The organism is uncultured Cetobacterium sp. (assembly GCF_947039425.1).
Classification (GTDB): domain Bacteria; phylum Fusobacteriota; class Fusobacteriia; order Fusobacteriales; family Fusobacteriaceae; genus Cetobacterium_A.
In genome coordinates, this window is record NZ_CAMQYW010000029.1 from 1 (window position 1) to 13,219 (window position 13,219).

Consider the following 13,219-nt stretch of genomic DNA (forward strand, 5'->3'; position numbering starts at 1 on the left):
TAGCTACAATAGGAATTGTAATAATAGCTAAAACTTCTCTAAAAATATTACTTAAGAAAGCTATACTTCCAAGTTCAGCACTTATTTTTGAAAGTTCAATAGCAGAAAGGGAATACCATCCAAGTCCAGAAGCCACAGCAAGAGCTTGACCAAGAGAAATAGGAATTAAAAGTGTTGCCATAGCCCCCCCAACTAAAGAACCTATAATTGTTGCAATGGGAAGAATCCAAATCTTTTTTCCATATGTTTTTAAATTTCTAAAAACAGATGAATTATCGCCTATATCAATTCCGACAAAAAATAGAAGTAAACATAATCCTAAATCAATAAAAAGACCAGAGTTTAAAGTTAAAAAATCAGATTTAAAGAAAACCCCCCAAACTACTCCTAAAAATATTGACAAAAAAATTCCAATCACGATTTATCACCTCTTTTTTTCATAAAAAATAGTTTTGTAATAAAAATGCTACCTAGAATACTACAAAGAGAGATAGTAAAAGCTTGTATTCCAATTCTTGGAAATTCACTAATAATATTATTATCTGATCCTATTTTATATCCCATAATTCCAAGTAAAAAAAATAAAGAAAAACATTGTAAAATAGCTGTTTTAGATTTTAAATATAATGGAATTATTTTATATTTGCTTAAAATAAACCCAAGAGAAATAATGAAAATGTACAATAAAATCCTAGTCATTATAATCAACCCTCCTAAAAAAAACTTATTTATAAGATATTACTTAAAAAATTTAGAAAAAGCAATAAAATTACTAAAACTAGATAAAAGTAAATCTAAAAAAGGTTATTTTTTTAGAGATATAGTGAAAAGGTTAAAAGTAATAAAAATATATCAAAATTTAAATTAAATTTTTTTTTTAATAAATAATTAAATTAAAATTAAGTTAAAATGAAAAATTATGAAAAAATAGCAGTAAAATAAAAATTAATAAAGAGATAAAAATAAACTTCAAAATGGTTTATTAATACAAAAAAATAAACATAAAAGTTTTAAGAATATAAAAATTAAAAAAATAAGAAAAATAAATTATGAAAAAATAGCACTGTTGACATAAAAAAAAACATATAGTATATAAGATATTAATATTAAAAATAGAGGAGGAAGAATAAATGACAAAAAGATTTGCACCAGAACCATACAAAATAAAAATGGTAGAAAATATGGCCATAATGACAAAGGAAGAAAGAGAAAAAGCCATAAAGAAAGCAGGATATAATACATTTTTATTAAGATCAGATGATTGCTATATTGATTTGTTAACAGATTCTGGAACTAATGCTATGAGTGATTCTCAGTGGGCTGGACTAATGAGAGGAGATGAAGCTTATGCAGGAAGTAGAAATTTCTATCATTTGGAAGAAACAGTACAAGAGTTATTTGGATTTAAATATGTTGTTCCAACACATCAAGGTAGAGGTGCAGAAAATATTCTTTCAACTCTTACAATAAAGCCAGGAGATTATGTTCCTGGGAATATGTATTTTACAACAACTAGATTTCATCAAGAAAGAAATGGTGCAACATTTAGAGATATAATTATTGATGAAGCACATGATTCACAAATCGATTTACCTTTTAAAGGAAATGTAGACTTAAAAAAGTTTCAAGCACTAATAGATGAAGTAGGAGCAGACAAAATACCATATGTATGTTTGGCTGTAACTGTTAATTTAGCTGGAGGACAACCAGTATCTATGAAAAATATAAGAGAAGTATCAGAATTAGCTCATAAGCATGGAATAAAGGTTATGTATGATGCAACTCGTTGTGTTGAAAATGCATATTTTATTAAAGATAGAGAAGAGGGATATGCAGATAAATCAATAAAAGAGATTGTAAAAGAGTTATTCTCTTATGGTGATGGTTGTACAATGAGTGGGAAAAAGGATTGTTTAACTAATATTGGTGGATTTTTATGTATGAATGACTATGAATTATATTTAAAAGCAACAGCTACTGTTGTTCAATTTGAAGGTATGCCAAGTTATGGAGGCCTTGCAGGAAGAGATATGGAAGCTATGGCCATTGGTTTAAAGGAAGCTGTAAATTATGAGTATATAAGTCATAGAGTAAACCAAATAAGATATTTAGGTGAAAAATTAGAAGCAGCAGGAGTTCCAATGGTTAAACCTTATGGGGGACATGCTATATTTTTAGATGCAAGATCTTTTTTATCTCATTTAGATCAGGAGGAATTTCCAGCTCAAGCTTTAGCAGCAGCAATATATGAAAGTTCTGGAGTTAGAACAATGGAAAGAGGAATTATTTCAGCTGGAAGAGATATAAAAACAGGAAAAAATCATCATCCGAAATTAGAAACAGTTAGATTAACAATACCTAGAAGAGTATATACATATGCTCATTTAGATTATGTAGCTGAAGCAGTTATAGAGTTATACAAAAATAGAGATAAGATAAAAGGATTGACTTGGGAATATGAGCCAAGTTGTTTAAGGTTTTTTACAGGTAGATTTATACAAAAATAAATATATTACAAAAAAATATCCTAAAGTAAATTTTACTTTGGGATATTTTTATCTCTACATAATTTCCTAAAAACTTAAAAATAAGGAGGAAAATATGGGATTTTTTAATGGTATCTTAAATATATTAAAAACAATAGTAAGTTCGTTAAATAGCTTTCTATGGGGTGATGTAATAAATTTAAATTTTGGTGAGATGAAAATAGGATTAAGTATTTTAGTACTTATGCTTATTCCAACAGGAGTATATTATTCAGTAAAAACAAGGATGTTATCATTTAGATTGTTTCCACAAATGATAAAAATCATTTTAAAAAATAAAGTTTCAGAGGATAAAGAAGCAATATCAGGATTACAAGCATTATTTATAGCAACAGCTTCAAGAGTTGGAATGGGAAATTTAGCAGGAGTTGTAGCAGCTGTATCTTTTGGAGGGCCAGGTGCAATATTTTGGATGTGGATAGCAGCAATAATAGGTTCTAATACAGCTTTTATTGAAAGTACATTGGCACAAATATATAAAGAAAAAGATCCGTTATATGGTGGGTGGAGAGGTGGACCAGCATATTTCATGGATAGAATGAGAATAGTAGTTAAAATAAATGAAAATGATGTATTTAGTGATGAATTCAATGAAACTAAAGATTTAATAGGAGAAAAAAAGAAAGTATATAAAAGAACATCAACATTTAAAATATGTGGATTACTCTTTGCAATATCAGGATTAATAACTTGGGTAGGTATAACTCAAATAGTTTCAAATTCTGTATCAGAATCTTTTAAAAATGCTTTTGGGTTAAATCCATTATATACATCAATAGGAATGACAGTTTTAGGGACTATTGTATTATTTGGAAGAGGAAATAAAGATAAAATAGTGGATGTTTTAAATAGGATAGTTCCTATTATGGCAATTTTATATTTTACATTAACACTATTTATATTAATTAAAAATATAGGAGTAGTTCCAGAGATGTTCAGAGAGATATTTGAACAAGCTTTTGGAACAAAACAAATGGCGGCTGGAGGATTTGGAGCAGTATTAATGCAAGGGGTAAAAAGAGGTCTTTTTTCAAATGAAGCAGGAAGTGGATCAGCACCTTGTGCAGCGGCAGCAGCAGATGTAAATCATCCAGCAGAGCAAGGCTTAATACAAGCTTTAGGAGTATTTATAGATACACTTGTTGTATGTAGCTGTACAGCATTTGTAATGTTATTAGCACCTAGTGGAGTGAGAGAAGGAAAGGTTGGAATGGATTTGTTGCAAAGCTGTATGGATTATCATATAGGTAGTTTTGGAACTCCTTTAGTAGCAATAATTTTATTTTTGGGAATATTATTTTATGCGAGATCAAATGTAGCATATATATTTGGAGATAAAATAGTAGCGCAAAATGCCTATAAAATTTTTGCTTTAATGATGTTATTTGTTGGAGGAATGGCTCAATATCTATTCGTATGGGAACTTGGAGATTTAGGAGTTGCCTTAATGACTGTATTCAATTTGACAGCAATTTTACCAATGTCTACAATAGCGTTAACATCATTAAAAGATTATGAAACTAAAATAAAGTAATCAAAATCCCAAAGCATTGTCTTTGGGATTTTTTAATTGTAAAAAAGCATAAAATTTGATACTCTATAATAAAAGATATTAATATCTGAGGGGGATATTTATGTTTTTATCACCAGGAGAAAAATTATTAAAATATAGAAAAAAATATGGAATAACTCAAGATGAGTTAGCTAAGGGAAAAGTCTCAAAAACATTTATAAGTATGGTTGAAAAAAATAAAAAACCATTAAATAAAAAAATTGGTAAATTAATTTATGAAAATTTGAAGGATATTTTATTTTTTAAAAAAATAGAAATCGAGTTGAATTTTGAAAATTTTTTAATGGGTGTAGATGAACAGATAAAATTATTTTTTAAAGAGATTAGAGAAAAAGAGGATGAATTTTTAAAATTAGATCAATTTACTCTTGAAGATATTATTTTGAAATTGAAAAAAGATACTCAAGTAAAAAAAATTAAGCAAGTAATTGAGGTTTATAAAAAAAATAATAGGACAGAAGATTGTAAAGTATGGTATACTAAGTTCTTTCAAAGAATTATTTTTATAAAAGGTTATGAAGAGGAATTTTTAGAATTTTTAAATTTAGGATTAGAATTAAAAGACTATAAAGTTGCATATATATTTTTAAATAAATACAAAGATGAAATTAAAATTTTAAAAGATTCAAGACAAATAGATGAAGTAAAATATATTTATTTTTTAATACTACTCAATTTAAATAAAGAGATTGAAATTTTAGAAAATGTTAAAAATTTTATAATAAAAGATAAAAAAATTAATATAAAGTTATTTGAAGTTTTAGGAAAAGCACATGTTAAATTAGGACAATATGATGAAGCTATAAAAATGTATAATTTATTTTATAAAAAAGTAAATAATATAACTGAAAAAATAGAAATAATAATAAATCAAATTGAATTATATATAAAAAAGAAAGAGATTAATGAAATAAAAAATAGTTACTTTAAATTAAAAAAAATTCAAGAAAAAATTATTCATAAATCAGAAAAAAATAGGTTTGAATTACTTTATGAGTTGGGAAGAACAGCTGAAATTTTAGAAAGAAAAAATGAAAGCAAAAATTATTATATAGAGGCATTAATTGTAGGAAAAGGAGTTGAAGTTCCTATTGAAAAAGTTATGCTTATAATTTTGAGTTTATTTAAGAATTTTGAAAAAAATGATTATTACTCTTTCTTAAGTATTGAGAAAGAGTATTTTAGAATTTTAGAAAAATATAAAGATTACAGAGCAGCATTAAAACTCATAGAGTATTATTATAAAAATCATCCAAAAAGGTTGGATGAAAAATTTAGTATTATAAATAACTATTTGGAGTAAAATAGTAAGGAGAACGTAAAATGATAAAAATCGGAAAAAGACAATCAATGAAAATTAATAACTTTAGTAGTAAAGGTTTATATTTAGATGCAGGAACAGGAGAGACTCAAGATAATATACTTTTACCTAATAATGAGATAGAGGGAAGAGAGTTACAACCTGGTGATGATTTAGATGTAATGATATATAGAGATTCAGAAGATAGACTTATTGCAACTTTAAGAAAAACACACTTAACAGTTGGAACAATAGGAAAATTAGTTGTAACAGATGTAAATGAAAAGTTAGGAGCCTTTTTAGATTGGGGATTAAAAAAGGAGTTATTACTACCTTATGCTCAAATGGAAGGAAAAGTTAGAACAGGTGATGAAGTTTTAGTTGGACTTTATGAGGATAGTAGAGGAAGATTATCAACTACAATGAAGATTTATAGTTTCTTAATGCCAAATAAAGATTACCAAAAAAATGACTCTGTAGAAGGAACAGTATATAGAATAAATCCTGAGATTGGAGTATTTGTTGCTGTAGATGATAGATACTTTGGATTAATTCCATCAAGTGAGTGTTTTAGAGATTTTGAAGTTGGAGAAAAAATAAGTGCAAGAGTAATTAGAGTTAGAGAAGATGGAAAATTAGACTTAGCTTTAAGAGATTTAGCATTTATGCAAATGGATAAAGATGGACAAGTTATTGTTGCAAAAATGAAAGTGTTAAAAACTTATTTTAGATTTAATGATAGTAGTTCACCTGAAACTATAAAAGAGTACTTTGGAATTAGTAAAAAAGCTTTTAAAAGAGCTATGGGTAGATTATTAAAAGAGGAAATTATAGAGAAAACAGAAGAGGGTTACTTCAAATTAAAATAAAAGGAGAAAAGGTTGGAAGGGAAAATTATACAATCAGTTCAAAGAGCAATAGATATAATGAATACTTTTAATGAAGAGGTACATGAGTTATCTTTAAAAGAGATTAGTGAAAAGTTAAATCTTAGTAAAAGTACAGTTCATGGTTTAATATCAACACTGTTAAAAAATTCATATTTAGAGCAAAATGTAAAAAATAGTAAATATTCCTTAGGCCCTGCTTTTATAGAAAAAAGTTTTATTGTAAATGAAGATGTATTATTAAAAAATGTAGGGCATAAATATTTAGCTGAAATATCAGAAGAGTTTTCAGTTACTATAAATTTATTCATATATAAAAGTGAACATCTAAATTTAATTGATAGAATACAGTCAAATTCGATGTATTATTCAATAACAACATCAGTAACAAAGATACCTTTAAACGCTTCTGCATCAGGGAAGTTAGCTTTGGCATATTCAAAAGATATAAATATTGATAAGATTTTTGATAAAAATTTATTATATAAATATACAAATAGCACAATAATTGAGAGAGAAACCTTAATAGATGAAATTTATGAAATTAGAAAAAATGGATACTCTTTAGAGAAATCTGAGGTAGAATTGGGAATTTATTGTATATCAGTTCCTATATTTAAGATAAATAATGAATTTATTGGGACAGTTTCAATTATGGCTACAGGTGAGAAGTTAATGTCATTGTTACCAGACTTAGCAATTAGAATGGTTTTAGTAGGAAAAAAAATATCATATGAATTAGGTGCACGAGAGGAAGAGTAAAATCTTCCTCTTTTTTATTTTAAAAAAGTTGACAAAAGTATAAAAATAGTATATTGTTTATATAATAATTTTAAATTAAAGAACGACGTTCTACAATATCGAACGTTCGAGGGGGATTTATGAGGAATATGCTTGAAATATTTGGTGAATTTTGCTTTACTGATGAAAAATTAAAAAGTAGAATACCAGATTCTTATTATAAAGAGTTTGAAAAGGTTCAACAGGGTGAAAAAACTTTATCAATTCAATTAGCTGATTCAATAGCTAATGCAGTTAAAAATTGGGCATCAGAAAATGGAGCAACACACTTTACCCATTGGTTCCAACCATTAACAGAACTAACAGCAGAAAAGCATGACTCATTTATCTCGTTATCATCTGATGGAAGTTGTTTATCACAATTTTCTGGAAAAGAATTAGTAAAAGGAGAAGCAGATACTTCATCTTTCCCAAATGGAGGAGTTAGATCAACATTTGAAGCAAGAGGGTATACAGTTTGGGATTGTAAATCTCCAATGTTTTTAAGAGGAGAGGGACTATCTAAATCTCTATATATTCCTACTGCTTTTATAGGATATAATCAAATGGCACTTGATAAGAAAGTTCCACTTTTAAGATCAATTGATTTTATAACAGAGCAAGCATTAAGAATAAAAAAAATAATAGATCCACAAACACAAGCTAAATCAATAAATAATACTTTAGGACTAGAACAGGAGTATTTTTTAATAAAGAAAGAGTATTGGGAAAAACGTCAAGATTTAATGCTAGGAGGGAGAACAATATTTGGATCTTTACCTCCAAAAGGTCAGGAGATGAATGATCATTATTTTGGAAGTATTAAAGAAAAAGTAGAAAAGGTTATGAATGAAATAGATACAGAGCTGTGGAAAATAGGGATAATGGCTAAAACAAAGCATAACGAAGTGGCTCCAAATCAGTTTGAATTAGCTTTAATGTTTACAACAGCAAATGTTGCTGTGGATCAAAACCAATTAACTATGGATGTAATTAAAAAAGTAGCAGATAGACATAATTTATGTGCTCTATTACATGAAAAACCATTTAAAGGTGTAAATGGTTCTGGAAAACATTGTAACTGGTCTTTATCAACAGATACAGGGGAGAATCTTTTAGATCCATCATCGTTATCGGAGAATAATTTACAGTTCTTACTATTTTTAACAGCGATATTAGAGGGGATAGATAGATATTCAAATGTATTAAGAGCATCTTGTGCCACTCCAGGAAATGATCATAGATTAGGTGGACATGAAGCTCCACCAGCTATAATATCTGTTTTTATAGGTGAAGAGTTGGAAGATATTTTAAAAAATATAGAAAATATTGTTGGAATAAAAGAAAAACCAGAAAATATGAAGTTTGGAGTTAAGAATTTTACTAAAATTCCTAAGGATATGTCTGATAGAAATAGAACATCTCCATTTGCTTTTACAGGAAATAAGTTTGAGTTTAGAATGCCTGGATCAAGTGCATCAGCTTCTACACCTACTTTTATTATAAATGCTATTGTAGGAACAGTTTTAAAAGAATATTCAGACATTTTAGAAGGGTTATCTCAAGATCAATTAATAAAAGGGATAACAGAGCTAGTTAAGAATAGATACGAGAAGCATAAAAGAATAATATTTAATGGGAATGGATATGATGCTTCTTGGAAAATTGAAGCTGAAAAAAGAGGATTAAAAAACCTCAAGAATACAATGGAAGGAATAAAAGAGTATAAAGATCAAAATATAATAGATTTATTTAATAATGCAGGAATACTAAATCCAGATGAAGTGGAAGCTAGATATTTGGTGTATTGTGAGCGTTATATAAAGCAAGTGAACATTGAGGGTAGCTTAATGGTTAGAATGGCTAGAAATGAGATATACCCAGCAATAATGGAGTATGGTGCAAAAATATCTAAGAGTATAAAATCAATTTCTGACGTATTAGGAAGTGATGAATACTTAGAGGCAGATAAAGCACATCTAATAAAATTATTAGCAGGAAAAAACAGATTAAAAGATAATCTTTCAATTTTAGAGTCTCAATTGGAAGTAGGAACGAAAATAAATGATTTATATGAAAAGGTTATATTTTTAAATAAAGAGATAAATCCAATATTAGAAGATATGAGAAAAGTAATAGATAGTTTAGAACATCAAGTTGAAAAGAAAACTTGGCCAGTTCCAACATATGAGGATATGTTATTTAGATTATAGAAATAGAAAAGCGTAACTCGAAAGTTACGCTTTTCTATTTGTTTTTATGTTTATTTTTAAGAACAAATTTAATTGCTTCCATTCCAGCAATAGTACCGTCAGAAGTTGCAGTAGTTACTTGTCTAACAACTTTAGATCTAATATCTCCAGCAGCAAAAACACCAGGAATAGAAGTTTGCATATATTCATTAGTTAGAATATATCCATGCTCATCTAAAGAAGCAACTTCACCGTATAGCTCAGATAAAGATTTTGTACCTAAATATAGGAAGGCAAATTGAGATTTAAACATTTTTATTTCATCATCATGTTTAATATAAATCTCTTCCATATACTCTTCACCTTTAATCTCTATTAGTTCACAAGAATAGAAGATTTTAACTTTTTCATTTTCTATAAGAGTTTGATAAAGATCTGGATCACAGTGTAGTGATTTATCTGTAATAAATATATTTATTTCTTTAGAATATTTTGTTAAGAAAAGAGCTTCTTCAGCAACCTCTTCCCCTTTACCAACTAAAGAGACACTCATATTTCTAGTGAAAGCTCCATCACATGTTGCACAATATGAAACCCCCTTACCTAGATATTCAGTTTCACCAGTAATTTTCTTACCACTATTTTTAGACCATCCTGTTGCAATAATAACACTTTGACCTTGGAAATTATCAACATCTGTTTTAACTATTTTATTTTCAGAGAAAAGATCAAAACCTAAAAATGTAGCTTCAATAAAAGAAACATTAAATTTTAGAGTTTGTTTTTTCATTATATTATAAACATCATGTCCAGTTGGACTACCTGGAATTCCAGGATAATTTTCAACTTTATGGGCCATTAATAAGCTACCAACATTAGGTTTTTCAATAACTAAAACATTTAAATTGGCTCTTCCAGCATATAAAGCAGATGTAAGACCTGCAGGGCCTCCTCCAATAATAATTAAGTCATAAACAGTATTTTTCATAAGTGCTCCTTTAAATCATTCGTTGAGATTTTAATACCATTTTCTCCTCTCCAATTGTTGTTGGATCAGTATGACCACTATAAACAATTGTATCTTCTGGATAGTTTTCACAGATTTTTTTAAGACTTTGTTGAAGTTGTGATAAGCTTCCAGTTGGAAGATCGTATCTTCCATAACTTCTTCTAAATAAAGTGTCACCAGAAATCATTATTCTAGCTTCTTTATTATAGAAGCATTTTGATCCAATTGTGTGACCAGGGGTATTAATGACGTCAAAACCAAAAATAGAATCTCCTTCTTTTAAAAGAGTGTAATTACCTGTATATTTAAAATCAAATCCATGAATACCCTTAGAAAGACTGTATTCTGAATTTGTTAAGAATTCTTCATCCTCTTCACCAATATAAACTTTAACATTTGGAAAAAGTTTAACTGCTTCATTAATTCCACCAATATGATCTCCATGACCATGAGTTAGAATAATATTTTTTAAAACTAAATTATGCTCAGTTAAAAAAGTTTGTATTTTTTGTATCTTTGGGTCTCCGCAATCAAAAAGAGTTGCTTCGTTATTTTCATTCCAAACTAAATAACTGTTAGTTTGATAAAGTCCCAAAGGAAAAGCTTTAATCTTCATGAAAACCTCCGTAGAATTTTTATTTATATTATACACCATTTTTATGTAATTTTCTATTAAAAAAAGTTGATTATATGGGAGTTTTATGGCTATAATAAGTGAAAAAAAGGGGGAGTTTATGGAAAAATTAAATTTTTTAAGTTATGTTTTATCATTTTTTTGGGGAACACTATCATTTTTTTCACCTTGTATAATACCGTTAATACCAATATATATAAGTTATTTAGCTGGTGGAAGTGAAAAAAATGAAAAAGGGGAATTAAGATACAATAAGAAAAATATTTTAATAAATACAACACTTTTTTCTTTTGGAATATGTAGTGCTTTTTTTATTTTAGGATTATCCTTTACTTTTATAGGAGATTTTTTCTTTGAAAATAAAGATGTTTTTTCTAAAATAGGTGGAATTATTATAATTTTACTAGGTTTATTTCAGTTGGGAGTGATAAAAAATTCATTTTTAGAAAGAGAAAAAAGAATCAATATTGTTGCTAAAAAAATGAATCCATTAATAGCTTTTTTAACAGGTTTTACCTTTAGTTTTGCATGGACTCCATGTGTTGGTCCTATGTTGACGTCAATTTTGATAATGGCTTCATCAATAGAGGAAAAAGCAGTGGGAAATTTATTAATATTTATTTATTCACTAGGGTTTACTATTCCATTTATATTACTTGGAATATTTACAACAACAATTTTAAATTTCATAAAAAGAAAACAGAATATTTTAAAATATACAGTAAAAATAGGTGGATTTTTATTAATAATAATGGGAGTTTTAACTTTTTCTGGAAAAATGTTAGATTTTACAAAATACTTAGGAACAGATAATGGAAGGAATATATCTTTAAATTTAGAACAAGATGAAAATAAAAATACAAATATAAATAAAGATGAATTATTAGATCAATATGGAGATGTTCAAAATTTAGAAATGTATCATGGGAAGGTAGTTTTTTTAAATTTCTGGGCGAGCTGGTGTCCACCGTGTAAAGAGGAGATGCCATATATTGAAGAGTTATATAAGGAGTATGGAAAGAATAAGAAAGATGTTATTTTTTTAGGAGTTGTAAATCCATCTTCTGAAGAAAATCCTTATGGGCAAGATAAAAGTAAGGAAACTATAATTAAATTTATAAGAAAAAATAAATATACTTTTCCAACAGCTTTTGATGAAACGGGAGAGATTCTTGATATGTTTAGAATTACAGCTTTTCCAACAACTTTTATAATAGGAAAAGATGGAGAAATAAAGCAATATGTTCCAGGAGCAATATCAAAGGATACAATGAAACTTTTAATAGATTCAGAAAAATAAAAGAAAAAAGTTGTTTTATAGAATAATCTCATATGGAATAAAATTGGAGGTTGGATTATGAAAAAAGTTGTATTTATTTTTAGTTTTTTAGTTTTTTCTTTAGGTTTTGCTAGTTCAGTTGAAGATGCAATAGAAGATAGTTTAATATTAAAATATCCATCAATAAGTGATGGAAAAACATCAATAAAAGTTCATGAATATGATGTGGATATTGATCATCATAAAATAGAACTGAAAATAGAAGTGAAGGGAGATGAAACAAAAGAAAAATTTGAAAAATTAGATCAAGATAAATTAGAAATATATTTTACTCAAATGATAAAATATATTCAAAAAGAATCTAAAAAATCTCTACCAGTAGAATTAGAAGTGGAACTAGATAGAGATTTTCATCCTGATATAGATTTATATAAAAATACATTTATATATTAATAAGTAAAAAATCGCTAAAACACGTGTTTTAGCGATTTTCACTTTATTTACGAACAAGACCTATTCCATCACCAAAAGGCATTAGAACAAAGTTATGATTCTCATATAAATAATTAATAAATTCATCAAGTCTTCTAACTATAGTTTTAAATCTCTTAGGATACTCTTTATAAAGATATCCTCTAAACATAATATTATCAATGAAAATAAGACCATTATCATTAAGTCTTTCTATAGAGTCTTTAAAAAACTCCATATAATGACCTTTAGAAGCATCAATAAAAATAAAATCAAAAGTTTGATCTAATTTTTTTATTTCAACAGTACCATCACCTAATATAACATTTACTGTATCAAGTAAATCACCTTTTTTAAAATTGTCTAAAGCTTGATTATATCTAACTTCATCAATTTCAATTGTAGTTAATTTACCACCATTTTTTTTAGCTATTCTTCCCATAATAGTACCAGAGTAACCAATAGCAGTTCCAATTTCTAGAATGTCTTTAAAATTATGACTATCAACTAAAAATTTTAAATATTCAGCAACTTCTTTAGTAACAAGA

At 27.2% G+C, this 13,219-nt stretch carries 13 protein-coding genes; 8 read left to right on the forward strand and 5 right to left on the reverse strand.

The features are described 5' to 3' along the window. Both Q0V09_RS03295 and Q0V09_RS03300 read right to left on the reverse strand, forming a co-directional pair. Nucleotides 1–418: lysine exporter LysO family protein (locus Q0V09_RS03295; protein ID WP_297487123.1), on the reverse strand; the 418-nt coding region annotated here is incomplete at its 3' end. Beyond that, entirely contained in the window at nt 415–699 is a 285-nt protein-coding gene (locus Q0V09_RS03300; protein ID WP_297487126.1) for a LysO family transporter, read from the reverse strand. The genes Q0V09_RS03300 and Q0V09_RS03295, both read right to left, overlap by 4 nt. A gap of 431 nt (nt 700–1,130) precedes the next feature. Here Q0V09_RS03300 and Q0V09_RS03305 point away from each other — a divergent pair, with 431 nt between their 5' ends. From Q0V09_RS03305 to Q0V09_RS03330, 6 genes are all read left to right on the forward strand, one after another. After that, nucleotides 1,131–2,507 carry a tyrosine phenol-lyase gene (locus tag Q0V09_RS03305; protein ID WP_297487129.1) on the forward strand — a complete coding sequence of 459 codons (1,377 nt, stop codon included), beginning with the start codon at nt 1,131–1,133 and terminating at the stop codon, nt 2,505–2,507. A gap of 94 nt (nt 2,508–2,601) precedes the next feature. After that, nucleotides 2,602–4,080, forward strand: coding sequence for a sodium:alanine symporter family protein (locus Q0V09_RS03310; protein WP_297487132.1), 1,479 nt, complete (start codon nt 2,602–2,604; stop codon nt 4,078–4,080). A gap of 100 nt (nt 4,081–4,180) precedes the next feature. Beyond that, a complete protein-coding gene (locus Q0V09_RS03315) occupies nt 4,181–5,422 on the forward strand; it encodes a hypothetical protein (RefSeq protein ID WP_297487135.1) in 1,242 nt (413 codons plus the stop codon). Between the two features lie 20 nt (nt 5,423–5,442). Beyond that, nucleotides 5,443–6,288 (forward strand): S1-like domain-containing RNA-binding protein, encoded by an 846-nt coding sequence (locus Q0V09_RS03320; RefSeq protein WP_297487138.1) that lies wholly within the window; start codon nt 5,443–5,445, stop codon nt 6,286–6,288. A gap of 12 nt (nt 6,289–6,300) precedes the next feature. Further along, a complete protein-coding gene (locus Q0V09_RS03325; protein WP_297406091.1) occupies nt 6,301–7,068 on the forward strand; it encodes an IclR family transcriptional regulator in 768 nt (255 codons plus the stop codon). 119 nt (nt 7,069–7,187) lie between these two features. Further along, nucleotides 7,188–9,299, forward strand: a complete 2,112-nt coding sequence (locus tag Q0V09_RS03330; RefSeq protein ID WP_297406090.1) for a glutamine synthetase III — start codon at nt 7,188–7,190, stop codon at nt 9,297–9,299. Between the two features lie 34 nt (nt 9,300–9,333). Here the strand turns inward: Q0V09_RS03330 and Q0V09_RS03335 are convergent, their stop codons facing one another. Continuing rightward, nucleotides 9,334–10,266: an FAD-dependent oxidoreductase gene (locus tag Q0V09_RS03335; RefSeq protein ID WP_297406089.1), complete on the reverse strand. Its 933-nt coding sequence runs from the start codon at nt 10,264–10,266 to the stop codon at nt 9,334–9,336. A gap of 10 nt (nt 10,267–10,276) precedes the next feature. Further along, a complete protein-coding gene (locus Q0V09_RS03340) occupies nt 10,277–10,903 on the reverse strand; it encodes an MBL fold metallo-hydrolase (RefSeq protein WP_297487142.1) in 627 nt (208 codons plus the stop codon). A gap of 118 nt (nt 10,904–11,021) precedes the next feature. Between Q0V09_RS03340 and Q0V09_RS03345 the strand changes: the two genes are divergently transcribed. After that, nucleotides 11,022–12,221, forward strand: coding sequence for a cytochrome c biogenesis protein/redoxin (locus Q0V09_RS03345; protein ID WP_297406087.1), 1,200 nt, complete (start codon nt 11,022–11,024; stop codon nt 12,219–12,221). Nucleotides 12,222–12,278: 57 nt separating this feature from the next. After that, the gene (locus Q0V09_RS03350) at nt 12,279–12,653 is read left to right on the forward strand and encodes a hypothetical protein (RefSeq protein WP_297406086.1); all 375 of its coding nucleotides are present in this window, start codon (nt 12,279–12,281) and stop codon (nt 12,651–12,653) included. A gap of 43 nt (nt 12,654–12,696) precedes the next feature. Here Q0V09_RS03350 and Q0V09_RS03355 read toward each other — a convergent pair. Next, nucleotides 12,697–13,219 (reverse strand): O-methyltransferase (locus Q0V09_RS03355; RefSeq protein ID WP_297487144.1); only part of this gene is annotated, 523 nt, incomplete at its 5' end.

Bases quoted from the DNA above. Each gene is read 5' to 3' on its own strand.
- Q0V09_RS03300 (WP_297487126.1), bottom strand. From the start codon at position 699: ATGACTAGGATTTTATTGTACATTTTCATTATTTCTCTTGGGTTTATT.
- Q0V09_RS03305 (WP_297487129.1), top strand. From the start codon at position 1,131: ATGACAAAAAGATTTGCACCAGAACCATACAAAATAAAAATGGTAGAA.
- Q0V09_RS03310 (WP_297487132.1), top strand. From the start codon at position 2,602: ATGGGATTTTTTAATGGTATCTTAAATATATTAAAAACAATAGTAAGT.
- Q0V09_RS03315 (WP_297487135.1), top strand. From the start codon at position 4,181: ATGTTTTTATCACCAGGAGAAAAATTATTAAAATATAGAAAAAAATAT.
- Q0V09_RS03320 (WP_297487138.1), top strand. From the start codon at position 5,443: ATGATAAAAATCGGAAAAAGACAATCAATGAAAATTAATAACTTTAGT.
- Q0V09_RS03330 (WP_297406090.1), top strand. From the start codon at position 7,188: ATGAGGAATATGCTTGAAATATTTGGTGAATTTTGCTTTACTGATGAA.
- Q0V09_RS03335 (WP_297406089.1), bottom strand. From the start codon at position 10,266: ATGAAAAATACTGTTTATGACTTAATTATTATTGGAGGAGGCCCTGCA.
- Q0V09_RS03340 (WP_297487142.1), bottom strand. From the start codon at position 10,903: ATGAAGATTAAAGCTTTTCCTTTGGGACTTTATCAAACTAACAGTTAT.
- Q0V09_RS03345 (WP_297406087.1), top strand. From the start codon at position 11,022: ATGGAAAAATTAAATTTTTTAAGTTATGTTTTATCATTTTTTTGGGGA.
- Q0V09_RS03350 (WP_297406086.1), top strand. From the start codon at position 12,279: ATGAAAAAAGTTGTATTTATTTTTAGTTTTTTAGTTTTTTCTTTAGGT.